The 26,121-nt window shown below is 50.4% G+C and carries 28 protein-coding genes and 1 pseudogene; 15 read left to right on the plus strand and 14 right to left on the minus strand.

What is annotated here, in order from left to right:
• Nucleotides 1-21 precede the first annotated feature (21 nt).
• From hisS to ndk, 5 genes are read right to left on the minus strand one after another with little or no spacing between them, the layout of a single operon-like run.
• Nucleotides 22-1,308 (minus strand): histidine--tRNA ligase, encoded by a 1,287-nt coding sequence (gene hisS / locus QJT81_08270; GenBank protein ID WGZ95962.1) that lies wholly within the window; start codon nt 1,306-1,308, stop codon nt 22-24.
• Between the two features lie 2 nt (nt 1,309-1,310).
• Nucleotides 1,311-2,363 carry a helix-turn-helix domain-containing protein gene (locus QJT81_08275; protein WGZ95963.1) on the minus strand — a complete coding sequence of 351 codons (1,053 nt, stop codon included), beginning with the start codon at nt 2,361-2,363 and terminating at the stop codon, nt 1,311-1,313.
• Nucleotides 2,364-2,379: 16 nt separating this feature from the next.
• Nucleotides 2,380-3,081, minus strand: a complete 702-nt coding sequence (pilW, locus tag QJT81_08280) for a type IV pilus biogenesis/stability protein PilW (GenBank protein WGZ95964.1) — start codon at nt 3,079-3,081, stop codon at nt 2,380-2,382.
• Nucleotides 3,082-3,118: 37 nt separating this feature from the next.
• A complete protein-coding gene (gene rlmN / locus QJT81_08285; protein WGZ95965.1) occupies nt 3,119-4,225 on the minus strand; it encodes a 23S rRNA (adenine(2503)-C(2))-methyltransferase RlmN in 1,107 nt (368 codons plus the stop codon).
• 30 nt (nt 4,226-4,255) lie between these two features.
• A complete protein-coding gene (gene ndk / locus QJT81_08290) occupies nt 4,256-4,687 on the minus strand; it encodes a nucleoside-diphosphate kinase (protein WGZ95966.1) in 432 nt (143 codons plus the stop codon).
• A gap of 102 nt (nt 4,688-4,789) precedes the next feature.
• Between ndk and QJT81_08295 the strand changes: the two genes are divergently transcribed.
• The 4 genes from QJT81_08295 to QJT81_08310 all read left to right on the plus strand — a co-directional run bounded on the left by QJT81_08295 (nt 4,790) and on the right by QJT81_08310 (nt 10,099).
• Nucleotides 4,790-6,550 carry a hypothetical protein gene (locus tag QJT81_08295; GenBank protein ID WGZ95967.1) on the plus strand — a complete coding sequence of 587 codons (1,761 nt, stop codon included), beginning with the start codon at nt 4,790-4,792 and terminating at the stop codon, nt 6,548-6,550.
• 18 nt (nt 6,551-6,568) lie between these two features.
• A complete protein-coding gene (locus tag QJT81_08300; protein ID WGZ95968.1) occupies nt 6,569-7,939 on the plus strand; it encodes a leucyl aminopeptidase family protein in 1,371 nt (456 codons plus the stop codon).
• Between the two features lie 91 nt (nt 7,940-8,030).
• Complete coding sequence (locus tag QJT81_08305; protein WGZ95969.1) at nt 8,031-8,519, plus strand: hypothetical protein; 489 nt, start codon at nt 8,031-8,033, stop codon at nt 8,517-8,519.
• 23 nt (nt 8,520-8,542) lie between these two features.
• Nucleotides 8,543-10,099 carry a class I SAM-dependent methyltransferase gene (locus QJT81_08310; protein ID WGZ95970.1) on the plus strand — a complete coding sequence of 519 codons (1,557 nt, stop codon included), beginning with the start codon at nt 8,543-8,545 and terminating at the stop codon, nt 10,097-10,099.
• Nucleotides 10,100-10,107: 8 nt separating this feature from the next.
• Here the strand turns inward: QJT81_08310 and QJT81_08315 are convergent, their stop codons facing one another.
• The 3 genes from QJT81_08315 to QJT81_08325 all read right to left on the minus strand — a co-directional run bounded on the left by QJT81_08315 (nt 10,108) and on the right by QJT81_08325 (nt 12,502).
• Nucleotides 10,108-10,842: a TSUP family transporter gene (locus tag QJT81_08315; protein ID WGZ95971.1), complete on the minus strand. Its 735-nt coding sequence runs from the start codon at nt 10,840-10,842 to the stop codon at nt 10,108-10,110.
• Between the two features lie 42 nt (nt 10,843-10,884).
• Nucleotides 10,885-11,658, minus strand: a complete 774-nt coding sequence (locus QJT81_08320; protein ID WGZ95972.1) for a hypothetical protein — start codon at nt 11,656-11,658, stop codon at nt 10,885-10,887.
• A gap of 64 nt (nt 11,659-11,722) precedes the next feature.
• Nucleotides 11,723-12,502 (minus strand): ABC transporter ATP-binding protein, encoded by a 780-nt coding sequence (locus tag QJT81_08325; protein ID WGZ95973.1) that lies wholly within the window; start codon nt 12,500-12,502, stop codon nt 11,723-11,725.
• Between the two features lie 59 nt (nt 12,503-12,561).
• Between QJT81_08325 and QJT81_08330 the strand changes: the two genes are divergently transcribed.
• A complete protein-coding gene (locus QJT81_08330) occupies nt 12,562-13,173 on the plus strand; it encodes a hypothetical protein (protein WGZ95974.1) in 612 nt (203 codons plus the stop codon).
• A 12-nt stretch (nt 13,174-13,185) separates the two neighbouring features.
• Here the strand turns inward: QJT81_08330 and QJT81_08335 are convergent, their stop codons facing one another.
• The 4 genes from QJT81_08335 to QJT81_08350 all read right to left on the minus strand — a co-directional run bounded on the left by QJT81_08335 (nt 13,186) and on the right by QJT81_08350 (nt 16,145).
• Entirely contained in the window at nt 13,186-14,214 is a 1,029-nt protein-coding gene (locus QJT81_08335; protein WGZ95975.1) for a folate-binding protein, read from the minus strand.
• 75 nt (nt 14,215-14,289) lie between these two features.
• Nucleotides 14,290-15,159: a peptidylprolyl isomerase gene (locus QJT81_08340; GenBank protein ID WGZ95976.1), complete on the minus strand. Its 870-nt coding sequence runs from the start codon at nt 15,157-15,159 to the stop codon at nt 14,290-14,292.
• Nucleotides 15,160-15,187: 28 nt separating this feature from the next.
• A complete protein-coding gene (locus tag QJT81_08345) occupies nt 15,188-15,487 on the minus strand; it encodes a YciI family protein (GenBank protein ID WGZ95977.1) in 300 nt (99 codons plus the stop codon).
• Nucleotides 15,488-15,518: 31 nt separating this feature from the next.
• Nucleotides 15,519-16,145, minus strand: a complete 627-nt coding sequence (locus tag QJT81_08350; GenBank protein ID WGZ95978.1) for a septation protein A — start codon at nt 16,143-16,145, stop codon at nt 15,519-15,521.
• A gap of 51 nt (nt 16,146-16,196) precedes the next feature.
• Between QJT81_08350 and QJT81_08355 the strand changes: the two genes are divergently transcribed.
• The 8 genes from QJT81_08355 (at nt 16,197) to pgl (ending at nt 23,527) form a co-directional block, all read left to right on the plus strand.
• The gene (locus tag QJT81_08355) at nt 16,197-16,823 is read left to right on the plus strand and encodes an L-threonylcarbamoyladenylate synthase (GenBank protein WGZ95979.1); all 627 of its coding nucleotides are present in this window, start codon (nt 16,197-16,199) and stop codon (nt 16,821-16,823) included.
• Nucleotides 16,824-16,932: 109 nt separating this feature from the next.
• Nucleotides 16,933-17,298, plus strand: coding sequence for a site-2 protease family protein (locus QJT81_08360; protein ID WGZ95980.1), 366 nt, complete (start codon nt 16,933-16,935; stop codon nt 17,296-17,298).
• A gap of 58 nt (nt 17,299-17,356) precedes the next feature.
• Entirely contained in the window at nt 17,357-18,535 is a 1,179-nt protein-coding gene (locus QJT81_08365; protein ID WGZ96462.1) for a tryptophan--tRNA ligase, read from the plus strand.
• Nucleotides 18,535-19,338 (plus strand): ScpA family protein, encoded by an 804-nt coding sequence (locus tag QJT81_08370; GenBank protein WGZ95981.1) that lies wholly within the window; start codon nt 18,535-18,537, stop codon nt 19,336-19,338. Before QJT81_08365 ends, QJT81_08370 begins: the two co-directional genes overlap by 1 nt.
• Nucleotides 19,339-19,905, plus strand: a complete 567-nt coding sequence (gene scpB / locus QJT81_08375) for an SMC-Scp complex subunit ScpB (GenBank protein ID WGZ95982.1) — start codon at nt 19,339-19,341, stop codon at nt 19,903-19,905.
• 36 nt (nt 19,906-19,941) lie between these two features.
• On the plus strand, nt 19,942-21,381 hold the full coding sequence (gene gnd / locus QJT81_08380; GenBank protein ID WGZ95983.1) for a decarboxylating NADP(+)-dependent phosphogluconate dehydrogenase: 1,440 nt from the start codon (nt 19,942-19,944) through the stop codon (nt 21,379-21,381).
• Nucleotides 21,378-22,877 (plus strand): glucose-6-phosphate dehydrogenase, encoded by a 1,500-nt coding sequence (gene zwf, locus QJT81_08385; protein ID WGZ95984.1) that lies wholly within the window; start codon nt 21,378-21,380, stop codon nt 22,875-22,877. The genes gnd and zwf overlap by 4 nt, the downstream gene beginning before the upstream one ends.
• Entirely contained in the window at nt 22,841-23,527 is a 687-nt protein-coding gene (gene pgl / locus QJT81_08390; protein WGZ95985.1) for a 6-phosphogluconolactonase, read from the plus strand. Before zwf ends, pgl begins: the two co-directional genes overlap by 37 nt.
• 51 nt (nt 23,528-23,578) lie before the next feature.
• On the opposite strand, the gene QJT81_08395 is transcribed toward pgl, so the two are convergent.
• Complete coding sequence (locus tag QJT81_08395) at nt 23,579-23,791, minus strand: hypothetical protein (GenBank protein WGZ95986.1); 213 nt, start codon at nt 23,789-23,791, stop codon at nt 23,579-23,581.
• Nucleotides 23,792-23,943: 152 nt separating this feature from the next.
• Here QJT81_08395 and QJT81_08400 point away from each other — a divergent pair.
• Nucleotides 23,944-24,381 (plus strand): annotated as a pseudogene (locus tag QJT81_08400) (AAA family ATPase).
• A gap of 33 nt (nt 24,382-24,414) precedes the next feature.
• Here the strand turns inward: QJT81_08400 and QJT81_08405 are convergent.
• A complete protein-coding gene (locus QJT81_08405) occupies nt 24,415-25,623 on the minus strand; it encodes an RNA-guided endonuclease TnpB family protein (protein WGZ95987.1) in 1,209 nt (402 codons plus the stop codon).
• Between the two features lie 136 nt (nt 25,624-25,759).
• Here QJT81_08405 and QJT81_08410 point away from each other — a divergent pair, with 136 nt between their 5' ends.
• Complete coding sequence (locus tag QJT81_08410) at nt 25,760-26,119, plus strand: hypothetical protein (protein WGZ95988.1); 360 nt, start codon at nt 25,760-25,762, stop codon at nt 26,117-26,119.
• Nucleotides 26,120-26,121 lie beyond the last annotated feature (2 nt).

The raw sequence follows: 26,121 nt of genomic DNA on the forward strand, positions 1-26,121 counted from the left end.
CTGAGTTATGTGTCATTAAGATTAGTGTTGTTGTGTGTTTTCGAGAAAAACAGCGAGTTGTTGTGCCATTTGACTGATGGGGAGGTTAATCTGCTCACCCTCGGCACGCAAGGGTTTGAGACCGATTTCACCGCGTTCCACCTCATTTTCACCCAGAATCAGTGCAAAACGGGCATTGGATTTGTCAGCACGCTTCATTTGTGTTTTGAAACTGCCTTCACCACCATTACTGATCAGGCGTAAGTTTGGTAAAGCATCTCGCAAAGTCTCCGCCAGCCCTAAACCTGTTTGAATCGCGGTTTTACCTGCCATTATCAGGTAAACATCGGGTGCAGTGATTGGTAGTTCAATACCTTGTGTTTCCAGCAATAAGATCAGGCGTTCTAGCCCCATGCCGAAGCCAACGCCGGGAGTGGGTTTGCCGCCAAGTTGTTCGACTAGCCCATCGTAACGCCCGCCTGCACAAACGGTACTTTGTGCGCCGAGATCATCGGTGACCCATTCAAAAACCATGTGGGTGTAGTAATCCAACCCACGTACCAAACGGGGGTTGACTTCGTAGGCTATGCCCATGCTATCCAATAGTGATTTCAGGGTGGCAAAGTGTTCACGGGAAACCTCATCCAGATGGTCGTGCAGGCTGGGCGCGGCGGCTACGATGTCTTTCAAGTCAGGATTTTTGGTATCCAGAATGCGCAAAGGGTTGGTATATAGGCGGCGTTTGGAATCTTCGTCCAGTTTATCCTGATGGGCGGTAAAGTACTCCACCAGTAATTCACGGTAGGCATGACGGCATTCTTGCGTACCTAGTGTGTTCAATTCCAGCCGCAGATTACGCACACCAAGGGTTTTCCACAATCGTGCGGTCATGGCAATCAGTTCGGCGTCGATGTCTGGCCCCGGCATCCCGAAAGCTTCCACGCCAATTTGATGAAACTGGCGGTAGCGGCCTTTTTGTGGGCGTTCGTGGCGGAACATGGGGCCGATATACCATAGGCGTTGTTGCTGATTATGCAACAGGCCGTGTTGAATGCCTGCGCGAATACAACCTGCGGTACCTTCCGGGCGTAAACTCAGGCTGTCATCGTTACGGTCGTTAAAGGTGTACATTTCTTTTTCGACAATATCGGTTACTTCGCCCACAGCGCGTGAAAACAGGTCGGTTTGCTCGACGATGGGCATACGGATTTCGCTGTAACCATAACGGTTGAGCAAGGTGCGGGCGGTGTTTTCAAGGTACTGCCATGCGGGGGTAGCATCCGGCAGAATGTCATTCATTCCCCGGATAGATTGGATATTTTTGCTCATGCTTACTCGACTCGGAAACGGGCAACGCTGCCTTTGGTGTGTGTGGTCAAATCGAAGGGTTGACCATTGACGAAAATCTTAACGCCCGGTGCATTACCGATTTTGACATTCAGCGGTGGTGTGGCTTTGAATTCTTTAATGTTGCCAGCCGTGTTGAGGGACTCGAACAAGGTCTTTTTATCATCACCTTTGATTTGCATCCAGACTTCTTCGGCGAATTCCATTTTGATGCTGACTTCACCGGCAATGGGCGGCGTGGTGGCATCGGTTGGCGTTGCAGCGGTATCGGTCGGGGTTGTTGCCGGTGGTGTGACGGGTGTTTCCGCTGCGTTGGGTGCTGTTGTTGCAGGCGTGGTTGCAGGAGCAGGCGTTACGGCGGTTGTTTCAGCCGCTTTAGCCTCGGTTGGCGCGGTTGCTACCACTTCAGGAATAGGTGCTGGCGCTGGTGTGGGAACGCTGGGTGTTGCTGCTTGCTGAGCTTGTTGTTCGGTAGCGGCTTTTTCACGTTCCATGGCTTCTTTTTGCGCGACGTAAGCTTCCATGGCAGATGGCGGGCGTTGTTGGGTATCGGGTGGATTGGTTTGTGCAGAAAACGATGACCAAGTATGATTTGCCCAGTCACGCACCCCCGGAATCATGGAAAATAATCCCAATAATAATACTAACGCCCCAAACCCGATGAATTTCAGGGTAGAGGTTGACATCATGGGCTGTGCCACTTTGTTGAGCGGTCTAGCGGGAGCAAAGTGATGGGCAATTTCATCGGGCTTTGCACCGCGCAGGGCTTCATAAGTGCGAATCAGCTCTTTAGCGTCAATGTCTGCCAGTTTGGAATAGCCGCGCAAATAGCCCCGAACGTAAGGCGGTTCGGGCAGGTGAGCGAAATCTTCCCGTTCCAGTGCTTTAATAATATGAGTGGACAGGTGCAGTTCTTCCGCTGCTTGTTCGATGTCAAGTCCCGCTTTTTCGCGGCAAGCCACGAGCAGGGCGGTCAGGTCGCCGGGTTGCACCGCAGCAGATGTCCTTTCTTCGACTGAGTGGGCTGTCTCTGTCACGTGTCCTCCAGTTTAATCAATCAATTTGGCTGGCAGCGCTGCTATCAGGAAATTTTTCCCGCAAGGTGCTGGCACAGGCATCCGCTTTATCCGTTTCATTCAAGCGTGTTTGTACTTGGTAACACAGCAGCAAACTGTCCGGGGTTGCCGGTGCCACTTCATTATAGCGGTAAATAAATGCTTCTGCCTTGGCTGGCTCACCTTTTTCATGGTGCAATCTGGCCATCTGGTAAAGCGCTTCCGAGAAACGGTCGTTTTTTTCCAGTGCTTGGCGGAAATACGTTTCTGCTGCTGCCACATTGCCCGCTTTTTTGGTGCAAATGCCTGCATTGGTGTAGGCAAATTCCGGCGTTTTATAGAGCGGGTCACTAAGTGCTTTGAGAAAAGCCGTTTCGGCGGCGGCATACTGTTGCGTGCGACACAGGTGTGAGCCGTAGTTATTCAGTAAGTCAGGGTCTTTGGGCGTAAGGCTGAGTGCTCTGCGAAAGTGCTTATTCGCCTTAGCATCATCCTTCAAGCGCTCTTGAAGCAAGGCATAATAATGGTGTGCCGGTGCGGAGCGTGAATCTTGCGCCAAGGCTTTTTCCAGATTAATGCTAGCTAAATCCAAACGCCCTTTCTGCAAGTAACCGATGCCTAATTGGGTGTAATAACTGCCTGTTTTGTCATCAGTGCTGGAAATTGTATTGGAGCAGCCACCCATGCTGCTAACTAACATTGTAAACAATGCGTATTTTATTATTTTCATTGCTGTTTTATAACCGTTCGATGCGTGCGAAATGTATCTCTCGGCGACTTTTGTCATTGACCTGACCTGCAAGTTGCCCGCAAGCAGCATCAATATCCTCGCCCCGTGTTTTTCTGGTGATGACAGTATAACCTGCTTCGGTCAGAATATCACGGAAACGGTGTATGCGATTGTTACTAGAACGTTTATAGCGCGTTTCGGGAAACGGGTTGAACGGAATCAGGTTGATTTTCGAGGGAATGCCTTTCAGTATTTTGGCGAGTTCGTGGGCATTGGCATCGCTATCATTGATGCCATCCAGCATCACGTATTCCCACGTAATGTGATTGCGTTCGGTGGTCTTTTTCTCCAAGAACTGGCGGCACATGGCGAGCAAGTCCTTGATTGGGTATTTGCGGTTCAAGGGAACCAGTTGGTCACGCAATTCGTCATTCGGTGCGTGCAAGGAAACGGCGAGTGAAACATCCAGCGTATCGGCTAAACGATCCAATGCAGGTAATACGCCAGAGGTGCTGAGGGTGACGCGGCGTTTGCTCAGACCGTAAGCATTATCATCCATCATCAAGCGTAAGGCATTGATGACGTTATCGAAATTCAGCAAAGGTTCGCCCATGCCCATCATCACCACATTGCTGACGACGCGAGCACCTTTGGGGTCAGCTTGCAAGGTGCGTTTGGCGACCCATAATTGCCCAATGATTTCCGCCGTCGTTAAATTGCGGTTGAAACCTTGGCGGGCAGTGGAGCAGAAGGTGCAATCCAGCGCACAACCGACTTGCGAGGAAACGCACAGCGTCCCCCGGTCGTCTTCGGGGATGAATACGGTTTCAATGGCATTGCCATCGTCCAGCCGCAGCAACCACTTGTGCGTACCATCAGCAGATTGCTGATCCATCACGATTTCCGGGGCGCGAATCACGGCATTATCCGTTAAAAATTGGCGCAGCGGTTTGCTGATATTGGTCATCTGGTCAACACTGTCGACATTAAGCTGGTGCAGCCACTTGATGATTTGGGTGGCACGAAACGGCTTTTCACCGATGGAAGTGAAATACGTTTTCAGCCCTTCATGGCTAAAATCCAGCAGATTAACTTTCTTAACAGTGTCAGACACAGATGACGTTTACCTTAAATGAGCGCTATATTAACGGGTGCGCGGACACAGACCTTCTTCACCGAAGAAGTAGGCGATTTCGATTGCAGCATTTTCCAGACTGTCAGAACCGTGAACGGCATTTTCGTCAATGGAATCAGCGAAGTCTGCACGAATTGTACCAGCGTCTGCATTCTTAGGGTTAGTAGCACCCATCAGTTCACGGTTTTTAGCAACGGCATTTTCACCTTCCAGCACTTGCACCATGACAGGGCCAGAGGTCATGAACGCGACCAGATCACCGAAGAAAGGGCGCTCTTTGTGTACCGCGTAGAAACCTTCAGCGCGTTCTTGGCTCAGGTGAACCATTTTAGCGGCAACGATTTTCAGACCAGCGTTTTCAAAACGGCTGTAGATCTGACCGATCACGTTTTTAGCCACTGCGTCAGGTTTGATAATGGAAATGGTTTGTTCGATCGCCATGCGGAATACTCCAATAAAAGGTTAAGGCTATAATGAGGGCGCAATTGTAATGGGTGTGCATCATGCAGGCAAAGCATATTCGTCGCATCGAGTGCAAACCCCGTGCTAGACTTCGTTGCAAACGGTAAATCACAAGCGATAATCGACGAAAAGGACTTAAATATGCTGGCGAAACTGACCCGATTGGTGATTATGGGTGGCGTGTTGTCACTGGGTGTAACGGGCTGCGGTACGACTACCGGCGGCAAAGCGACGACAACGGGTTCTACCTCCTTGTCTGCGGCGAAAGGTGCATTTTCCACGAATAATTCAGCCTCCCCCTTGGGCATGAATACTAACGAGATTTTGGAAAGCGATGCGAGTATGCCTTTCATCGACCTGATGCGGGCAGCGATGCCCTTTCAGGAAGCCAGCCCTTGGTTGACCAAAGGCAATGTGGTTTATGACACCAATGGTTGGCCTGCCAATTTAAATGGCGGGCAAGCGGGTACACGTTTCCTCTCCAATTTACCCGCTGCGGTTATTCCTGAAGGCACGTATACCGTGCTGTATGACGGCGAAGGCGAAATTCAGTACCTGAATGATGCCACCCTGCTCGAACGTAAACCGGGTTATGACAGCATTACGCTTGCAGCCGGTGATGATGGCATCTTGAATGCGTCGTTGTTGATTACCCGCAGTAATCCACAGAACTATGTGCGCAATATCCGCATTCTGCCACCGGGTGGGATTTGCGCGAGTAATCCGTTCCAGCGCGTGGCGTCTGCCGCTGCGTGTGGGGATTTCAAGTCGTTTGTGGAACATTCCGGTAGCATTATTTTCAACCCTGATTTCATGGCATTCATGAAAGATTTTCGCTCAATTCGCTTTATGAACATGAGTGGCGTGACCCGCAGTGATGAACGCGCTTGGTCAGATCGCAATCAATTAAGCAAGGCAACTTGGGGTGGCAAAGAAGCCACACGCGGCGCACCGCTGGAAATTCAGGTGGAACTCGCCAACCGTTTGAATGCTGACCCGTGGTTTACGCTGCCGCACGAGGCAGACGATAATTATGTGCGTGAATTTGCGTCTTATGTGAAACAGCATTTGAACAGTAACCTCAAGCCGCATATCGAATACAGTAACGAGGCGTGGAATACGATTTTCACTCAAGCTAATTACATGATTGATAAGGGGATGCGTTTAGGGCTGGATTCCAACGCGCAGCGTGCCGGACACCGTTATTATTCGCAACGTTCCGTAGAGATTTTCAAGATTTGGGAAAGCGTGTACGGTGGCTCTGAGCGTTTGGTACGTATTTTGGCGGGCTGGACGGTGAATGATAAGTTGACCGAAACCGTGTTGAGCCACCAAGACGCTTATAAACACGCGGATGCCTTCGCGATTGGCCCGTATGTGTTCGGCGGTCATGCGGAAATTCGTAATGTCAGAACGGTTGATGAAGCCTTTGACTTGATTAATAACCCGATTTATCGCCATTCACTCGACAAAGAAATGGGTTATGTGCGGATGCAAAAAGCGATTGCCGATAAATACGGTTTGCGCTTGGTGGCGTATGAAGCGGGTCAAGGGCTGGCGGATTTCAAAACCAAAAGCGATGATGAGTTCCCTAATCCGGTGTTGTTTGCGGCGAATCGTGACCCTCGGATGCGCGGTGTTTACGACCGCTTGTTGAATGCATGGAAAGCCGAGGGTGGTACCTTGTTTATGCATTACACCGCGCCGCGCACGTTCACCAAGCACGGCCCGTGGGGTACGAAGGAATACATCACGCAACCGACCAGCCAAGCGCCAAAGTATCAAGCATTGCTGGACTTTATCCGCAGCACACCGTGCTGGTGGGATGGTTGTAAGCGTTAAGATTACAGGGGGAAGACGATGTTTACACACGAAAAACCGGCGCATTCGGTGGCGATTCATCCGTTGTTGCCAGCAGCGTGGGAGGCGTTTAGCGCCTCTCTGCCTGAGGCTGAACGGCAATGGGCAAAATTGCACGATTTTAAGGCTAGTTCTGGGCAGCTTTGTTTAGTGCCAGACGGTCAGGGGGGCATCAGCAAAGTGTTGGTGGGTTATAGCACTGATGCTGGGGTACGTTGGGCGCTGGCGGCATTGCCGAACAAATTGCCAGGCGGACATTACCATCTGGTGTGCGATTGGTTGGCAGAAGAGAGCTTGCAAGCCAGCATCGGCTGGGGTTTGGGTTATTACCGCTTTGAGCATTACACCAAGCCGGATAACAGAGCTCGCCCTGTATTAGTCGTCGAGAGTCAGCAAGAGCGAGCTAAGGCGTTTGTTCAAGCGGTAGCACTGGTGCGTGACTTGGTGAATCAACCTGCTAATCACATGATGCCACAGCATTTAGCCTCAGCCGTGCAGCAATTGGCGCATAGGTTTGAGGCTGATTTTAGCGAAGTTGTCGGGGATGATTTGCTGACGCAGAATTATCCGGCGATCCACGCGGTTGGGCGTGCCAGCGCTCATGCGCCCCGTTTGTTGAAGCTGCAATGGGGAAACCCTGAGCATCCAGCAGTGACGCTGGTAGGGAAGGGGGTATGTTTCGATACGGGTGGCTTGGATATTAAACCTTCGCAGTACATGCGCCTGATGAAAAAAGACATGGGTGGTGCAGCTCATGTGTTAGGGCTGGCGCAATTGATTATGCAATTGCAATTGCCAGTCCACCTGCGGGTGCTGATTCCGGCGGTGGATAATGCGATTGGTGGGGATGCTTTCCGCCCTGGTGATATTCTTGCGACCCGTGCGGGCAAGTCGGTGGAAGTGGATAATACCGATGCGGAAGGGCGTTTGGTGTTGTGTGATGCCTTGGCGGATGCGGTGAGTCATAAGCCTGCCTTGCTGCTTGATTTTGCCACTCTGACGGGGGCAGCACGTGTCGCTTTAGGAACAGAAATCCCGGTATTTTTCAGTAATAACGCAGCACTGACGGCAAAGCTGCAAGCTGTAGCAACCGAAGCTGACGAATTGATCTGGAACTTACCTTTGCATCACCCGTATTTTGACCAATTGAAAAGTGGCTGCGCTGATTTTACTAACAGTGGCGGTAGTTATGGCGGGGCAATAACTGCTGCGTTATTCCTCAACGAGTTTGTGCCGGAAACGATACCTTGGGTACATTTTGATGTGATGGCTTGGAATACTCGTGAACGAGCCGGTCGTCCGATAGGAGGAGAGGCGATGGGCTTGTTTACCGTATATCATTATTTGGAAGCCGCTTATCAGAAAATTTGAACTTTATTGCTATCTTTAATTCAGTTTCAATTCATTTTTCTTATTCTGGTCTATAATCTCAGTATTCGAGTGTTAGATAGGTAGGAATACTATGCAACGATGGTTTGCGGTACAGCATCGCACAGCCCGTCATTTTGCTTTAGGGATTGCCTTGACAGGGTTGGCGTTGACTTTTTTAGCAGCAACCCTGTTGGTGTTTCCCTATAAGCTGGCGGCTAATGCTGAAGTGCAGGGCGAGTTGCTGTATGACTTGCTGGGTAGTGTGGAATACCGTACCGATGGGCGCTTCAGTGCCATTGATGACCCCGTGGTGCAACAGCAGTTAAACGCGTTAATCGCACAAAAGCGTTTGAACGGTAATGAAGGCGCTGCTTACATCCTAAATGTGCAAAGTAATGAAGTGGTGTGGCAGGCAGCAGCAACCCCGCTGTTATTTGAGGGTATTGTTGTCGATGATGTTTACACGATGCAATTCATCCAAACCGCAACCCATCAATTGGCTGTGCAAAATTTCTGGCTAAAAGATGCGGGCAATGCCCGTCTGGAGTTCAGGATGGTGGTAGCATTGCCTATCCACTGACTTAGTTTGGGAAGCCTGCCGTTATGGTCGATTTTTACGACGAACTTGCTTACGAAACCAATCCCTTTCCCGAAACACACCCCGGTAATCTTGCGGCGTTAGGGCGATTGTTTGGGATTTCCACTGTCTCTCCCCAACAGTGTCGCGTATTGGAACTGGGTTCGGCAACAGGTGGTAACTTGATTCCGATGGCTTGGCATTTGCCACACAGCGAATTTGTGGGGGTGGAACTCTCCTCAGCACAAGTAGCGATTGGACAACGTATTGTCGGCCAATTGAATCTACAGAATATTCGCTTGGATGTGGGCGATATTTTAGAACTTAACCCCGCAGTACTGGGGCAGTTTGATTACATTATTGCTCACGGGGTGTATTCGTGGGTTCCTTCCGCAGTACGTGAAAAAATCTTAGCATTGGTGCGGGACTGTTTGTCGCCACATGGTCTGGCTTACATTAGTTACAATTTGCTGCCCGGTTGGCGAATGCGGGGCAGTTTGCGTGATTTATTGTTGCACGCTACCCGTGAAGTTTCAGGGGCAGACGCCAAATATCATGCAGCCATTTCAGCCTTGCGCCGCTTGCAACACGCTTTACAAGGTGCAGAAGCTGACAGCCAGCGTTATGTGCAAAAAGAAATTGCCTATTTGCTTGATTCACACCCCAGTTATTTACTGCATGAGTATTTAGCGGGTGAAAATAATGCTTTTCTATTCAGTGAGTTCTTGGCAGATGCGGAACGGCATGAATTGCAATACGTGTGTGAAACGGATCTGCATACCTTGTTTGACACTACCTTAAGTATGCCTGCGCAAGCTGCGTTGAGCGACATTGACGACCCGTTGCAACATGAGCAGTGGATGGATTTTGTGCGAATGCGAGCCTTCCGCAAAAGTATCCTCTGCCGCGCTGATGTGCCATTGGAGCGTGTAGTGGATGTGGATGTGTTCACCACCTTCTTCTATAGCGCTAACTTACGTCTTAAGGGTAAGGAAAATCTCAGCAATACCAAACCTGTGGTTTTTTTGACCCCGGATAATACCGAGCTGAATGTCACGCATCCGCTTAGTAAAGCCGCTTTGCTGTATTTGCAGGCAGTGCATCCTTATACCCCAGATTTCGATGAGCTGTACGCCAATGCAGCAGAACGGGTTCGCCAAGCGGGTGGTAAGCAATTTGCCAATGCCCGCAGTGAATTGGTGAGTGAATGGTTCAGTTTGTACAGTTACCGGGCAGTATACGGTCATTTATCCCCCTGTTTACTCAAACCCGAATGGTCGGAGTACCCACAAGCCAGTGCGTTGGCGCGAGTACAGGCGGCAGAAGGTTGGCAAAGTGTTGCCAGCATCCGCCATCAGGCATTGAGCCTTGATGCGTTTTCCAGGCGCTTGCTGCAAGTGCTGGATGGTACGCACACAGTGCCGGAACTCATCAGCCGCTTGTGTGAGGAAGTGGAAGCAGGCACATTGCAAATTCCCGGTGGTAAACAAGCACAAACCAGTGGGAAGGGCTTAGAAAAAGAGATTAGCACCAACGTCAAACATTTGTTGACGGTGTTTGCACGGCATGGGTTAATGGCCTGAACGGGGTTTTACAGATTTAATAACCCTAATGCACTGACGATGACTAAGCCCCCTCCAATCCAACGTTTGAACAGCGCGTCATTCTGGGTAATAGCGTTATGGGCTTTCAAACCCAATACATGCCCAATGGCAGCGACCGGAATTAATAGCAGGGCCGCCATCACGTTCATGTCGACGGATAAAGCAAGAAAAGTGCTCATTTTAATGCTGACCAGCACAAACCACAGCACAAACAAGGTATCACGTAACTGTTCTTTGGCAACATGGCGCATGTAGACCGCGACCATCAACGGTGCGCCTGTCAATGATGTGCCTGCCACATACCCCCCCAGTATCAATAGGAGTTTGTCTCCCCAATCCTGATGACTTTCAATCGTGCGGTTCAACATCCAGATAAAGCCATAGAGCAAGCTGACTGAATAAATAAACACATTCAGCCACAAGGTAGGCAGACTGACCAAACCGAAAACCCCGATGATCGCTGGCGGGATGATGTAGAGTGACGATTGCCGTAGGTAAGCCCAATCCACATTATGCAGACGTTGGCTCAGGGTGAGGCCGGAAAAGAACAACAGATGCGTGCCAATGATCGGTAGCCACAACAAGGGATCCGGGTTAATAAATAACATCAGCGGCAACCCCAAAGCGGCTCCGCCAAACCCTAAACCGGTACGTACAAAACCTGCCCACACAAAGAGCAGGCACACAAGCAAGGTTTGGGAAACACTAAAATCCAGCAGCATAATGAACGTCGCCGTAAAAAAGCGCATTCTAGCAAATTGTGGTTATGGTGTACTTGCCAGTAAGCTTTTCAGCAGCCATGCCGGTGGTGGAATCTCACTGATGGGTTGGAAAATGCCATCAAGTTTGGCTGGCATCGCGGGTATCTTCCGTGCTTCGCTCCAGTTTCTGCCCCAGTCATTGCTGGTGTATTGATACCACTGCTTCTTCTCACCGTTACCGGCAGGCACATAGGCGGCGGTAATAAGTGAGCCACGCCCTTGCGTATCCATATTGAAATCATGCAGGCCGGGGTAACGGTTATTCCAGTCGGGGCGGTTTAACTCAGCGGGGAAATGCACAGCGGTACAACCAAACTCACTCAATTGATTTTTGCCATACAGAAGCATGTAATCATTGCCCAGTCCTTCACGCCCCCAAGTGGCAAACAGCATCAAGCGATTAAAAGCTGGTGTGCTATAGGCCGACAGTACGGCACTTCCATCCGCAATCGGGTAAGCACGCCATGTGTTTTGGGATTTCGCAAATAAAATAGCCCCTGATTCTGCTGGGTTTTGCCCTAATAACAGTGGCAGGGATACACCGTTTAAAGCATAGCCATGCAGTGCCTTATTTTTTATAAGTGAATCTATAAAAGCGCGGCTGACCTGATTTGCCTGGCCGCATTGCCAGCCCGGTTGCCATAAAGAAGTGAATCCATTAGCAGCGTTGACAGGCGGTGCAACAGCCAAGGCGGTCTCAGCAGCACAGCCACTGACGGGTGACAGGCTGGCAATAAGCAGCAACCCAGCGGCTATGTTGTACGGTTTGGTTTGCATAATCATTCCCCTTTTTACCCCTGATCCTAGTCTAGTCTCTCAGACTACCAGAATAAAGAAATGTTCAGTGTCGGGATGCGAGGAGTAATTCGCGGGTATAAACGTGTTGCGGTTGTTGGAATAGCTTGTTTACGGTGTCAATTTCCAGGATTTGACCATGACGCATGACTGCTATCCGGTCACACAGGCCACCCGCAAGTGGCAGGTCATGGGTAATCAAGATAATTGCCATGTTTCGCACCGCCCGGATGTCACGTAGTAATGCTAAAATTTCAGATTGTACGGTCACATCCAATGCGGTGGTTGGTTCGTCCGCAATGAGTAATTCTGGTTCACACAGCAAGGCCATGGCAATCATCACCCGTTGACGCATTCCGCCAGACAGTTCGTAAGGGTAACTTTGCAAACGGCGGCTGGCATCAGGAATCCGTACTTGTTCCAGCAGGGTAAGCGCTTGTTGGCGTGCAGCTTTGGCTGCCATGCCTTGGTGCACTTCGAGCACTTCGGTGAGTTGTCGCCCAATGGTTAGCAAGGGGTTGAGTGCGGTCATCGGGTCTTGGAAAATCATCGCCATGCGTTTACCCCGGTATTGGTTCAGCAAGCGTGGCGGTTGATTTAATAATTCTGTGCCTGCAAATTGTACGTGCCCGCTGGCTTGTGCATTACGCGGCAATAAGCCCATAACTGCATGGAATAATTGGCTTTTACCTGCACCGGATTCGCCGACGACTGCGAGTGTTTCTCCGGCAGCCAAGTGCAAATCTACACCACACACAGCTTCTACTACGTTTTCGGGGGTATTGAAACGTACCTGCAAGTTTTGGATGGATAATAGAGGTTTCACGGATGCTTGGTTTCCTCTAGGCTATAATCAAAGCATCATAACCTGTAGGCAGTAACAAAATGAACCCTAATCATCGAGACGGCATGTTGGGTGGGTTGCTCAATGTCCGCCAGGAAGCTATTTCCGGCGCAGCAGAACCTGCTTTAAAACGTTTGACAGAAGCAGCCAGTGGTGATGTGAAAGAGATTGCTGCTTCACAGATTGAATTGCTGTCACGTTTTTACGATTTATCCTTGTCACAGGCGGGGCGCAGTTTTCGCTGGGCATTAATTGCCAGTGTCGTGGGGCTGTTGTTTTTCCTTGCGGCGATTGGTTTTATGTTGAGCCAAAGCATGGAAGTGGCGGTGATCAGTGTGATTGGTGGTGCAATGGTGCAGTTCATTGCTGGGGTTAACTTTTTCTTATACGGCAAAACCTTGTCGCAACTCACGTTATTTCAAGGGCGACTTGAAGTGACCCAACGCTTTTTGCTGGCGAATAGTCTGTGCGAAAGTCTGGAGGGCAAAGTGAAACACTATACCCGTGCGCGTCTGATTGGTGCGTTGGCAGGTGTGAGTGGTAGTGATGTGACGAAAGATCTGGTGGATGTTGGTGTGGAGCTGGGGCAAAGCCAGCCCACCTTTGAGCCACCGGTAGAACCTGAACCTCAGGTGGCAGTACAGCCATTGTAAAGAAATTGCGTATTACTCGGTTTCCAATGCATAAGGCAATTCCAGCATCTGAATAGCGTATTCGCCTAAGTGTAAGGGTTTGTGTGCTTCTGCAATTTTCATCACCGCTAATGCCTCCACATAACCATCGGGATTCAGCGTGGCATTCAGGATAGTACCTGCTTCTGGGTCGGTATCGCTGGAAAAATTTTTGCCAGTCTTTGGGATATTTACACAATGCGGAATACCAATGCGGTACATCTGGCGTTTACTTTTTCCCAGATATTTCAAGCGGGCAACGATTTCCTGACCGGGGAAGCAGCCTTTAGTAAAGCTAACACCATTAATTAAATGCATATTCAGCATTTGTGGAACCCACGCTTCTGAGCTGGCTTGCGTGACCATCGGTACGCCCGACATGACGTTAAAATATTCCCAACTGCTGCGTCCGACACAGGCAGCGTTGACGTTAAGGCGTTCCCACAGTTTTTTGGTATCGTCCAATTCGCCCAAGATTTTGAAGCGAGGAATCGGTGCAGGTTGGCGCATAATGGTTAAGCCATTGATCTGCAAAGTATCATAAGCATTGGCTGGTGCTTTGCCGAGAATTTCTTGTAGGCGTACATCACCATCCGGTGCGGCGAAACCGAAATGTACTAAGCTGGCACTGGCATCTTCCAGTGCAACTTTGGAGCGCATGACATACATGCGTAAACGTTTGAGGATGGGTTCCAGCAGATCCCGTGACACACTGAGGTAGTAAACCCCTTGGCGTTTGGTAATGAAAAATGTCGCCAGTGCGCGACCTTTCGGGGTGCAATAAGCACTCAGTTGGGACTGTGTATCGGTGACTTGCTTAATGTCGTTAGTTAACTGACCTTGTAGGAAGGTAGTAGCATCTTCACCGCTGACACTGATCAGGCCAAAATGCGATAAATCACATAGAATAGCGCCTTGAGGTGGGATACGGCGTTCACGTTCGGGGTTGCCAAAAGACACGAGTGAGTCACCGCTGAATTCTGCGCCGTGATCAATAAGAAAAGTTTTCCATTCTGTTTTCATGACGACTCCTTTAATTGGTATGGCGTATTCTCTTGTTCCTCCCCTGATAAGGGGAGGTTAGGAGGAGTTTTCTGCTTATTTCTTTTCTTCTGGCTTAGCTTCAGTCGGTTTGTCTTCTGCTTTAGGTGCATCTGCTGCGGGTTTAGTTTCCGGTAGCATTACCTTGATGTCTGCTTTGGCTTTCAGCTCATCCATATAGGCCAGCATCTTTTTCTGCTGGTATTCACGTTCCAGTTGTGGTTTCAGGGTGTCGAATTCCGGTGGTTTTACGTCACGACGCTCTTCCAGTTTAATGACATGCCAGCCGAATTCAGTTTGTACAGGTTCTTTAGTAATCGTACCGGGTTCCATTTTAGCAACAGCATCGGCAAAGGGTTTAACCATGGTGCTGGGTTTGAACCAACCTAAGTCGCCACCTTGGTTGGCTGAAGGACCATCAGATGATTTTTTGGCTAAGTCTGCAAAATCAACCTTGTTTTCCAGTTCCTTGATAATGCTTTGCGCTTCTTCTTTGGTTTTCATCAGGATATGGCGGGCTTTGTATTCCAGCTTTTCACCGCTTGTACGTTCTTCATACGCTTTTTTCAGCTCATCGTCGCTAGGCTTGAAGGAAGCTGCTTTTTCCTGTGTCCAGGTGTTGAGTACCAGACGGTCAGTCGCATCCTTGATCTTGTCCTTGATTTCCTGACGTTCAGCCAGCCCGGCTTTATTGGCTTCTTGACGGGCTAATTCGGTGATAATTAAGTCGTCGATAATGGCTTTGGTGTCAACTTGCGCCCCTGGCATTCCACCGACCATGCCGACTACGGTATCCAGCGTTTCTTGGGTGATGTCAGTGCCATTGACCGTTGCGACGACTTTTTGGTCATCCGCATACAGGTTTGTCGCCATCAGTGTTAAGCCAACCAGCCCGGTTGCAATCATTTTATTAGTGTTAAAACGCATGGTGAGTGTTGTCCTCTATCGTCGTTGTTTAAGGTAAAACTTTTTTGAAGGGTTTCACAGTGACACGTTGGTAAACACCGGCTGCCCGGTAAGGGTCAGCATCTGCCCAACATTGTGCTGCTTCTAGTGAGTCAAATTCAGCAATAATGACGCTGCCGCTGAAGCCCGCTTCGCCCGGATCATTACTGTCAATCGCAGGATTAGGGCCAGCTAATAGCAAATGACCTGCATCACGCAAGGCATGAAGGCGCTCCAGATGTGCCGGGCGTGCTGCCAGCCGTTGTGCCAGACTGTTTTCAACATCTTCGCCAATAATGACATATAACATAGCAAGGGTGTCCTTAACATTTGGTAACTATTTAGGGGGTGTTTTCAGCGGTTTCAATCGCGTGTTTTTGCAGGTAGAACACTTGTGCAATGATAAAGGCAAAGGTTAAACCGAGTACGCCAAACAGTTTGAAGTCTACCCAAATTTCTTCGCTGAAAGCATAGGCTACGATTAAATTCAGTACGCCAATGAATACAAAAAAGCCTACCCACATGAGATTAGTGGTTTGCCAAATCTTGGGTGGTACTTGCAAAGCGCTTGACATCATGCGTTCTGTCAGCGTTTTACGTGCTCCAACGTATTGACTGATCAAGAAAGCTAAGGCAAAGCCCCAGTTGATAATGCTGACTTTCCACTTGATAAAAATAGGGTCTTTCAGGAAGAGGGTGAGTGTACCAAAGACGATGAGGATGGCTAAGGTGATCAGGTGCATCCGTTCAAAGCGACGGTGCATCGCAAAATACAGGGCATTTTGTAGAATAGTCGCTAAAATGATAACCAGTGTGGCCATTAAGATGGCATCTTTCGGTTCGCTTTGGTTGATCGCCATGAGTGGCAACTGATTAGCGGCAGCAATCCACGCTGGCGGCAGCTCGCCGAAGAACTTGTACACCAGAAAGAATAGCGCCACCGGGAAAAAGTCAAACAGGAACTTCATAGGTATTGGTATAATCGGTTAAAGTTAAACATTCTAAACGATAATTGTACAATGAGTCAGTATTTTCAAATTCACCCAGAAAACCCTCAGATACGCTTGATTCGTCAGGCAGTGACTATCATCCGTGATGGCGGTGTGGTGGTGTTTCCAACAGATTCCAGTTATGCCATTGGTTGCCATTTGGGTGACAAGGCGGCAATGGAACGTATTCAACGTATCCGCCGCGTCGACAATAAACATAATTTCACCTTGATTTGCCGCGATTTGTCGGAAATTTCCTTGTATGGTCAAGTGGATAATATGAATTATCGCTTGATCAAATCGTTGACACCGGGGCCGTACACTTTCATTTTACAGGCGACTCGCGAAGTACCGCGCCGTTTGCAAAATCCTAAGCGTAAGACGATAGGGGTGCGCATACCGGATCATATTGTCACGCAAACCTTGTTACAGGAACTGAATGAGCCATTAATGTCGAGTACCCTGATTTTACCGGGGGATGATTTGCCGATGGTTGATCCTTACCAGATTCGTTTGTCTTTGGAGCATCAAGTGGATTTGATTATTGACGGCGGTTTTTGTGGGCATGAACCCACTACGGTAGTGGATTTGATGGAAGCCCGGCCTGTCATACTGCGTGAGGGTAAAGGCAATGTTGACTGGTTGGTGGAGCACTAAGCATGGAAGGAATGGATTTAGGTTATGTTATTCGCCTGATTGTGGCGGGGGCAATTCCGGTATTGTTCGCCATTACCCTGCACGAAGTTTACAGCAGCCGCGTCGTGACATGGCGATTGTAGCGGTTGCAGGGCCTTCTGCGAATTTGCTGATGGCCGTGTTTTGGGTACTCATGATGCCAGTGTTTGCGAGCTTAATACCCGATGCTAATATTGCTGACGGGTTTATTACCATGGCGCAAATTGGTTTGGTGTTCAACCTGGTGTTATTGGTACTAAATTTATTACCCATTCCCCCGTTAGATGGTGGGCGGGTGTTAGCAGGCTTAGTGCCGCGAAATATGGCGGATGTCTTGGATAAGATTGAGCCTTACGGTTTTCCTATTCTGATCGTTTTGCTATTGCTAGGTGTATTGGATCAAATTATTGGTCCTATTATTGGTACACTTTACAATCTGCTTACCTCTATTATTTGATCAACAAAGGTTTGATGTGAGTACTACACCTTCGCAAAATCAGCGTGTCGTTTCTGGGATGCGCCCGACAGGCTTGTTACATCTGGGGCATTATCACGGTGTCTTGAAAAACTGGGTGGAGATGCAGCTCAATTACGAGTGTTTCTTTTTTGTGGCGGATTGGCACGCCTTGACCACACATTATGAAACTCCGGGTGGGATTTCTCAGCACGTGGAGGACATGGCGATTGATTGGCTGGCAGCGGGAATTAGCCCCAGTTCTGCCACGATTTTCACACAATCCCATGTGCCGGAACACGCTGAATTGCACCTATTGCTGTCAATGATTACCCCGCTTGGCTGGTTAGAGCGTGTGCCGACGTATAAAGATCAGCAAGAAAAGCTCAAGGAACGGGATCTGGCAACCTATGGTTTTCTAGGCTACCCCTTGCTGCAATCGGCTGACATCCTGATCTACAAAGCGGATCGTGTACCGGTTGGTGAGGATCAGGTTGCCCACATTGAATTGACCCGTGAAGTAGCACGGCGTTTTAACCATTTGTATGGGCGTGAGCCAGATTTCGAGCAGAAAGCGGAGCAAGCTGCCAATAAAATGGGCAAGAAACAGGCGAAAATGTACCGTGATTTGCGTCGTCAATACCAAGAACGAGGTGATGCTGAAGCCTTAAATGTGGGGCGTGCGTTGCTGGAATCCCAACAAAACTTGTCATTGGGTGATCGGGAGCGTTTGTTTGGCTATTTGGAAGGTTCGGGCAAGATCATTTTGCCAGAGCCGCAAGCGGCCTTGACCAAAGCCTCTAAAATGCCGGGGTTGGATGGTCAGAAAATGTCAAAGTCGTACAACAATACAATTTCACTGCGTGAATCCCCTGATAGTGTAGAAAAGAAAATTCGCACGATGCCGACTGATCCCGCCCGTGGTCGTCGTACCGATCCCGGTGATCCGGCGAAATGTCCGGTATGGCAGTTCCATGAAGTTTATTCCGACGAGACGACTAAACAATGGGTTCAAGAAGGCTGTCGCAGTGCTGGTATTGGTTGTATCGAGTGTAAACAGCCGGTGATTGCTGCGGTACAAGCGGAGTTGGTTCCCATCCAGCGACGAGCGGCTGAGTTTGAACAAGACCGTGGGCGCGTGCGTGACATTTTACGTGAAGGCTCAGAAGCAGCACGCCAAGTTGCCCGCGAAACCCTTGCGGATGTGATGGAAGCGATGAGTTTCACCCACCATCTCTGATGCATGTGATTCAAAAAGAAATGCCTCTGGCGGTGGTGCGTGGTGAGCAAGTCATCACGATGCCAGAGGATTTATACATCCCCCCTGATGCCTTGGAAGTCTTTTTAGAGGCTTTTGAAGGGCCTTTGGATTTGTTGCTGTATTTGATCCGGCGGCAGCATTTTGATGTCTGTGATATTCCGATTGCACATATTACTGAGCAATACGTGGCGTATGTCGAGTTGATGAAAGAGTTCAAACTGGATCTTGCGGCAGAGTATTTGCTGATGGCAGCCATGCTGGCGGAAATTAAGTCACGATTGTTGTTGCCACGTCACACCGAAGTGGAGGAAGAGGACGATCCGCGTGCACAATTAATGCGTCAGTTGCAGGAATATGAGCAATGCAAACAGGCAGCGGCGGATTTGGATGCTTTGCCACGTTTGGAGCGTGATCATTGCTTAGTGCAAACGGCTGCTGATTTCCCTAAAGCACCACGTCCACTACCAGAGGTTGGTTTGCGTGAGTTATTGCTAGCTTTTCAAGGTGTATTGAAACGTGCGGATATGTTTAGCCATCATGAAATCCGGCGCGAACATTTGTCGATTCGTGAACGTATGACCATGGTGTTGTCTACGGTGCAGCTTCAGCAGTTTGTACCCTTTGAGAACTTGTTCCGGTTGGCGGAGGGGCGACGTGGGGTAGTCGTGACCTTAATGGCGGTATTAGAGTTGCTTAAGGCACACTTGATTGATGTGACGCAGGGAGATGAAGCTTATGCGCCATTGTATATTCGTGCCGCTGTTGCTTCGCTGGAGGATTAAATGGAATTAGCAACTATCCTGCAAGCTATTTTGCTGACAGCGGCTAAACCGTTGTCATTAGAGCAATTGGAGAGCTATTTCCTGCCAGAGGAGGGTATCTCGCGTGGTGCTATCCGGCAGGCATTGGAGGCATTACAAACAGCCAGTGCTGAGCAGAGTTTTGAGTTGAAAGAAACTGCCAGTGGTTTTCGGCTGCAAACCCGTGCCCAGTTCCAACCGTGGGTGCAACGCCATGATGAGGAACGTCCGCAAAAATACTCGCGGGCCTTTCTTGAAACCCTAGCATTGATTGCCTGGCGTCAGCCCATTACGCGTGCAGAAATTGAAGAAGTTCGGGGGGTGGCGGTCAATACGAATGTGATCAAGACCTTATTGGAACGTGATTGGGTGAAAGTTATTGGTCATAAAGAAGTACCTGGCAGGCCGGAAATGTTGGGAACTACCCGTCATTTCTTGGATTATTTCAACCTTAAATCACTGGATGACCTGCCCAGTCTGGTTGAAATGCAAGCCTTAGATGTCGATGAGTTAACCCAGAAGGCTTCCCCTCTGCTATCCTTAACCTGACTACTCGCCATACATTAACATCACAACGAGGTAGGCATGAATACTAGCAATATGGGTCTCATTGGTTTAGGCGTTATGGGTTCTAATCTGGCATTGAACCTGAGTGACAACGGTTATTCGCTTAGCGTATACAATCGCACCTACGCCCTCACGCAACAATTCATGGATAAGCACGCGCAAGGTCGCGTGATTCAAGCGGCACAAACGTTACCCGAATTCGTCGGCCAACTCGCTACCCCGCGTATCATTATGCTGATGGTAACGGCCGGACGTGCGGTGGATGCGGTGGTCGAACAATTACTGCCTTTACTTGACCCCAACGATATTATCATCGACGGCGGTAATTCCAACTACAAAGACACCACGCGCCGTTGGCAGGAACTCACCGCAAAGGGTATCCGTTTCGTCGGTATGGGTGTATCCGGTGGGGAAGAGGGCGCACGGCATGGCCCATCGTTAATGCCGGGTGGTGCTATCGAGGCATGGGCGGATATTCGCGAGATGTTCCAGGCAGTCGCGGCAAAAGTTGACGGTGAAGCCTGTTGCCAATGGCTGGGCGAAGGCGGTTCCGGGCATTACGTCAAGATGGTGCATAATGGTATTGAATACGGTGATATGCAACTGATTGCCGAAGTGTGCCACTTGATGCAACACGCACTGGGGATGGATTTCGATACCATGGCGGATACGTTTGCCGCGTGGAATCAAGGCAAGCTCGAATCTTATTTGATTGATATTACCAGCCAGATTTTGCGCCAAAAAGACACCGATGGTAGTCCATTGGTGACGAAAATCCTCGACCGTGCGGGGCAAAAAGGCACAGGGTTGTGGACAGCGCAAGATGCATTGGAACACGCCGTGCCTCTTACCCTGATTTCTGAGGCTGTCCATGCGCGAATGTTGTCGGCGCGTAAGGATGAGCGGGTTGCTGCCGCGCAAATCTTAGGTGGTTTGCAAGCACCTGTTCCTCCTGAGCAGCGTCAGGCATTTCTCGATGCTATTCACGATGCGTTATATGCCGCCAAGTTGGTGTCGTATGCACAAGGTTTCATGCTGATGCAAACGGCAGCGGCGCAATACGGCTGGAACTTACCTTATGGTGATATTGCTTTGCTGTGGCGTGCGGGTTGCATTATTCGCAGCCGTTTTCTGGGGGATATTAAAGCCAGCTTTGCCCGTGAACCCGTACCGCAAAGCTTGTTGCAAGACCCGTTTTTTGCGGTGGAACTCAAGCAAGCTGATAACGGATGGCGTAAGGCCGTTGCGCTTGCGGTGATGCAAGGTGTACCTGTTCCGGCATTGTCATCGGCTTTGTCATTTTATGATGGCTATCGGTGTGCGGATGGTTCGGCGAATATTTTGCAAGCGCAACGGGATTTCTTCGGGGCGCATGGCTACCAACGGGTAGACCGTGATCCAGCGTTGCATTTTCACACGCATTGGAGCGCTGATGGTGCCGAGGAGCAACTGCCATGAGTTGTGGTTGTGTGGGGATTTCTCATGCCTACGTCATTTTTGGTGCGACGGGCAATTTGGCGGTTACGAAACTGTTGCCTGCGTTGTACCAACTGCATTGTGCGGGTTATCTGGCAGATGATGTGGAAATTCTCGGTTGCGGGCGTACTCCCTTTACCTCTGAGACATGGCGGGCAGAAGTGCGTCAGCAGTTGCTTGCCAGAGATGAGGTGGAAACGGTCGCACTGGACAATTTTGTGCAACGTTTGGATTATTTGGCAGGCAGTTTGAAAGATGCCGCCTTCTACCAATCCTTAGGCGAGTGGATTGGGAATGACGGCGAATGTGCCAACAATGTGATTTTCTACCTTTCGATTAGCCCGGATTTGTACGTGGAAGTCACCGAAGGTTTAGCGGCGGCGCAATTGTTGGAAGAATCGCAAGGTTTTCGGCGCATGGTGATCGAAAAGCCGTTCGGTCACGATCTTGAATCCGCACGTACTTTACAACATAGCCTCAGTGAGCATCTGAAAGAAGAACAGATTTACCGTATCGACCATTACGTGGGCAAAGAGGCGGTGCAAAACTTGTTGGTACTGCGGTTTGCCAACTTGATTTTAGAACCTTTGTGGAACCGTCATCACATCGACCACATCCAAATTACCCATGCAGAAACCGTGGGTGTGGAAGGGCGTGCCAACTATTACGACCATAGTGGTGGTGCGGTGCGCGACATGATTCAAAGCCATTTGTTGCAAGTCATGGCCTTGCTGGCAATGGAACCGCCGGTATCGTTGGAAGCGGAGGCGTTGCGTAATGAAAAGGTTAAAGTCTTGCAGTCGATTCGCCCGGTGGATTTGGAACAGCTTGAGACGTATGCCATCCGTGGGCAATATGCCGCCGGTGAGGTGAAAGGGCAGCCTGTGCTGGGTTATTTGCAGGAGGAGGGTGTGGCAGCCGGTAGCCATACCGAATCTTATGCCGCCATGAAGCTCTACATCGACAACTGGCGCTGGAAGGATGTGCCGTTTTATTTGCGTACTGGTAAGCGTTTGCAAGAACGGCGTTCGTTGGTGGCGGTGCGCTTCAAACAGCCACCGATGCAGTTATTTCAGGGCAGTGGGATTTATCAGCCGCATCCTAACTGGTTGTTGATTGGGATTCAGCCAGAAGATGCAGTACGTATGGAGATTTCTGCCAAAGTACCGGGCTTGGAAATGCGTACCCGGCAGATTGTGATGGATGCTTCGGTGAGTACGCCGGGTGAGCGCAAGGCAGAAGCTTACGAGGAGTTGTTGCTGGATGTGATCAAAGGTGATCGGTCACTGTTCTTGCGTTATGACGAGGTGAAAGCGGCGTGGGTGGTGGTTGATCCGGTGATGCAACGTTGGGCGCAAGATGAGCAATTACCCTTGCAATACCCAGCGGGCGGTTGGGGACCTAAAGCGGCGGAAAAGATTTTCGGTCGTTCGGATCGGGCATGGCGACACACGTTGTCCTGCAATGGGGGCGAGTAATGTTGCCGCGTAACACTCAGGTTTTGCCGGATGCCGAGGCGGTGGCACAACGTGCCTGTGAGCTACTTACCGCTGCGGCACAGGATGCCATTCGGGAACGTGGGGTGTTTCGTTTGGTATTAGCCGGAGGTGGTACGCCGCAACGGGCGTATGACTTGCTGGCAAAGACGGCGCAGGATTGGGATAAGTGGGAAATCTTTTGGGGGGATGAGCGTTGCTTGCCTGTTGAGCATCTGGAACGCAATTCGCGGATGAGCTTGCCGACACAACGACGGTTTCCGATTCCGGCAGAGTTGGGGGCAGAGGCCGCAGCAGCGGCGTATGCGCAAACCATTAGCAACAAGTTGCCGTTTGATGTGGTGCTGTTGGGGATGGGAGAAGATGGGCATACGGCAAGTTTGTTTCCGGGGTTTGTGGATGACCCTGCTGTCTTAACGCAGACTGTGTTTGATGCACCGAAGCCGCCGCCGGAGCGAGTCAGTTTGAGCGTGGCGGCGTTACAGGCGTGTCGGCAGCAATTGGTACTGGTGACAGGTGCGGGTAAGATTGAAGTGCTGGTGCAGTGGCGTAATAGCAAGCTTTTACCAATTGTGCAGGTAGTGCGGGATAACGCTTGCTTGTTAGTAGACGCCGCCGCATACGGTGAATAAATCAGGGTGAGTTAGTTTGTTTGCGATTCAAAGCCGATAAACCGACTGGTTTCACGAAATATTCTGTTGGATGATCTCTGCCATGCCTTCGGGTTGTGGCGGTAGGTTTGCCAGAATCGCCGCCACAAATTCGCCCTTATCCACCAGCAGTGCTGTATTAAACCGCTTTTCAAACGCAATCGTGGAAGACGGTTTGCCCGAAATTCCCGCCCCGCACACACTACCCGCTTGCGCACCGGGGAAGATTTCAACGTGATCCGGCAAGATCAGCAGTTTTCTGGGCGTATACCGTTTCTGGCGTGACTTCGGCTATGCAGTGGGTGCGCTGTGCATGGGCTTGTTGGCACAATGGGAGCAAGGCTTGGACGTAACCTTCTGGCTGGTCGGGGTAGCAATGCTGCTGTCCGGCGCGTGGGTTGCGCTCGCACCTCGAACAGGTGATTGTGGGGCAATCCGCCCTGCTCGACCGTTTGATGATTGCGCTGCTCACGGGCGGGCACATCCTGCTGGAAAGCCTACCCGGTCTGGCGAAAACCACCGCTGTCACCACGCTTGCCAGCGGTGTCTACGCCAGTTTCCAACGCATCCAGTTCACGCCGGATTTGATGCAGGGGGATTTGACTGGCACGGATATTTTCGAGCCGCAACACGGCACATTCCGCTTTATCGCAGGGCCGTTATTCCACGAAATCGTGCTGGCGGATGAAATCAACCGCGCTCCGCCCAAAGTGCAATCCGCGCTGCTCGAAGCCATGTAGGAACACCAGATTACCGTCGGCGGCGTGACTCGCCCCTTGCCCGAACTCTTCATCGTGATGGCGACGCAAAACCCGCTGGAACAAAGCGGCACGTACCGTTATTTCAAACCTACCAAAATCTACCTATAGCTAACTAAAAGTAGTCATGGTGTTGAATTCCTGCTTCACGGGGGCTGGTTTCGTCTTCGGCTTGCGCCCAAGACCAGAGCCTTCCCCTCCACAGGCAGACACCGTGTAACTCACGGCGTATTCTTCTAAATTCTTGGCGGCATTTACGTCACGGTCATGGACTGCACCGCAAACGGGGCAAGTCCATTCACGTACCGACAGTGGCAGCTTGTCCACTTTATGCCCACAGCCAGCAGCAGAACAGGTTTTGCTGGAGGCAAAAAACCGATCAGCCACCACGACCACCGCACCCCGCATTCCCGCCTTGTATTCCAGTTGACGGCGAAACTCGAAAAACCCCATGTCACTGATGGCACGGGATAAATGGCGATTTTTCACCATACCCGACACGTTCAAATCTTCAATGCCGATGGTGTGAAAACGGCGGGTCAAATCCGTGGTGAGCTGGTGCAAACTGTCTTGGCGGATATTGGCGATACGTGCGTGAAGTTTTGCCAGTTTTTGTTTTGCCTTGTGGCGGTTGGCACTGCTTTTGACCTTGCGGGACAGGCTGCGCGAGAGCCGTTTTAGGCGGGAAAGCAAGGCTTTATGCGGCTTCGCCCCGACCACTTTTTCCCCCGTTGACAGCGTTGCCAGTGCGGATACACCCAAATCTACCCCCACTGCGCCTTGGTTTTCGGCAGGCAGGAGGTGGTTTGAGATGGTGTCCACGGTGATGCTGGCGAACCACTGGTCAGCGGTGCGGGAAACCGTGGCAGAGAGAATTTTACCGGAAAAGCGTAACGTTTCCCGCATCCGCACTAACCCAAGGTTGGGAATGCGGATGCGGCAAGCGTCGATGGCAAACTGGTCGTTAGTGAGGGTGAAACTGTCGCGGCTTTTGCCTTTCTTTTTGAATTGCGGGTACTTGGCTCGCCCCGCAAAGAAGTTCTTGAAAGCTGCACCGAGTTGGATAATCGCCATTTGCGGGGCGTTTTTGGTGACTTCCAGCATCCAGGGAAATTGTTCGCGCTTGATGGCGTTCAATTGGCGGCGCAAGCGCATTTGGTTGGGTTTTGGCTGGGTGTTGTCTTCCTTCCATGCCGTGTATTGGGTTTGCCATTCCGCTAATGCCCAATTGTAGGCAAACCGCGCTGTGCCTGCGGCTTTCGCCAAGTACGTCGCTTGCTTATGGTTGGGGTCAAGGCGGATTTTGTGGCTGATGATCATGGCAAACAGAATGCAGCGCGGTGTGATAGTTGTCTAGTCATCCGTGCTTTTGCTGCTATCTTTTACGGATAAACGGCACTACGCTTTTATAAACCTAACCAAAATGATAAAGCTTGAATAGATTTAAATAGATTTTATGGTAACTGTTTCAAACCCCTTGCCCGAAGCGCAACTCGACCGCTTTTTGCTGCATGTGGTGCTGCAATACCCCACCGCTGACGACGAATTGCTGATCCTGCAACGCGACCGTGCGCGGCATTACGGCGCGGATAACCCCGTGCTGCATTCGCCCTTGCACCCGCAGCAAGTCTTGCAAGCCCGCCGCGAAGTGGCGGAAGTGCATGTTGCGCCGGAACTGGAGCGGTATATTGTTGCGCTGGTCGGGGCTACCCGCGACTTGGGGCAGTTTGATGCAACGTGGGCAGATTATTTGCAGGTGGGAGCGTCGCCGCGTGCGTCGATTGCGTTGCTGCGAACCAGCAGTGCCTTGGCGTAAGT

It is taken from the genome of Candidatus Thiothrix putei (assembly GCA_029972225.1).
Taxonomy (GTDB): domain Bacteria; phylum Pseudomonadota; class Gammaproteobacteria; order Thiotrichales; family Thiotrichaceae; genus Thiothrix; species Thiothrix putei.

What these genes read in the sequence shown, in the direction of transcription:
- QJT81_08345 (WGZ95977.1), bottom strand. Translation starts at nt 15,487, where the DNA reads ATGTTATATGTCATTATTGGCGAAGATGTTGAAAACAGTCTGGCACAA.
- QJT81_08330 (WGZ95974.1), top strand. Translation starts at nt 12,562, where the DNA reads ATGAACCCTAATCATCGAGACGGCATGTTGGGTGGGTTGCTCAATGTC.
- QJT81_08350 (WGZ95978.1), bottom strand. Translation starts at nt 16,145, where the DNA reads ATGAAGTTCCTGTTTGACTTTTTCCCGGTGGCGCTATTCTTTCTGGTG.
- pgl (WGZ95985.1), top strand. Translation starts at nt 22,841, where the DNA reads ATGGCGACACACGTTGTCCTGCAATGGGGGCGAGTAATGTTGCCGCGT.
- QJT81_08355 (WGZ95979.1), top strand. Translation starts at nt 16,197, where the DNA reads ATGAGTCAGTATTTTCAAATTCACCCAGAAAACCCTCAGATACGCTTG.
- QJT81_08410 (WGZ95988.1), top strand. Translation starts at nt 25,760, where the DNA reads ATGGTAACTGTTTCAAACCCCTTGCCCGAAGCGCAACTCGACCGCTTT.
- QJT81_08300 (WGZ95968.1), top strand. Translation starts at nt 6,569, where the DNA reads ATGTTTACACACGAAAAACCGGCGCATTCGGTGGCGATTCATCCGTTG.
- QJT81_08305 (WGZ95969.1), top strand. Translation starts at nt 8,031, where the DNA reads ATGCAACGATGGTTTGCGGTACAGCATCGCACAGCCCGTCATTTTGCT.
- scpB (WGZ95982.1), top strand. Translation starts at nt 19,339, where the DNA reads ATGGAATTAGCAACTATCCTGCAAGCTATTTTGCTGACAGCGGCTAAA.
- pilW (WGZ95964.1), bottom strand. Translation starts at nt 3,081, where the DNA reads ATGTTAGTTAGCAGCATGGGTGGCTGCTCCAATACAATTTCCAGCACT.
- QJT81_08340 (WGZ95976.1), bottom strand. Translation starts at nt 15,159, where the DNA reads ATGCGTTTTAACACTAATAAAATGATTGCAACCGGGCTGGTTGGCTTA.
- QJT81_08405 (WGZ95987.1), bottom strand. Translation starts at nt 25,623, where the DNA reads ATGATCATCAGCCACAAAATCCGCCTTGACCCCAACCATAAGCAAGCG.
- zwf (WGZ95984.1), top strand. Translation starts at nt 21,378, where the DNA reads ATGAGTTGTGGTTGTGTGGGGATTTCTCATGCCTACGTCATTTTTGGT.
- QJT81_08320 (WGZ95972.1), bottom strand. Translation starts at nt 11,658, where the DNA reads ATGCAAACCAAACCGTACAACATAGCCGCTGGGTTGCTGCTTATTGCC.
- QJT81_08365 (WGZ96462.1), top strand. Translation starts at nt 17,357, where the DNA reads ATGCGCCCGACAGGCTTGTTACATCTGGGGCATTATCACGGTGTCTTG.
- QJT81_08310 (WGZ95970.1), top strand. Translation starts at nt 8,543, where the DNA reads ATGGTCGATTTTTACGACGAACTTGCTTACGAAACCAATCCCTTTCCC.
- gnd (WGZ95983.1), top strand. Translation starts at nt 19,942, where the DNA reads ATGAATACTAGCAATATGGGTCTCATTGGTTTAGGCGTTATGGGTTCT.
- ndk (WGZ95966.1), bottom strand. Translation starts at nt 4,687, where the DNA reads ATGGCGATCGAACAAACCATTTCCATTATCAAACCTGACGCAGTGGCT.
- QJT81_08370 (WGZ95981.1), top strand. Translation starts at nt 18,535, where the DNA reads ATGCATGTGATTCAAAAAGAAATGCCTCTGGCGGTGGTGCGTGGTGAG.
- QJT81_08335 (WGZ95975.1), bottom strand. Translation starts at nt 14,214, where the DNA reads ATGAAAACAGAATGGAAAACTTTTCTTATTGATCACGGCGCAGAATTC.
- hisS (WGZ95962.1), bottom strand. Translation starts at nt 1,308, where the DNA reads ATGAGCAAAAATATCCAATCTATCCGGGGAATGAATGACATTCTGCCG.
- QJT81_08315 (WGZ95971.1), bottom strand. Translation starts at nt 10,842, where the DNA reads ATGCTGCTGGATTTTAGTGTTTCCCAAACCTTGCTTGTGTGCCTGCTC.
- QJT81_08360 (WGZ95980.1), top strand. Translation starts at nt 16,933, where the DNA reads ATGGCGATTGTAGCGGTTGCAGGGCCTTCTGCGAATTTGCTGATGGCC.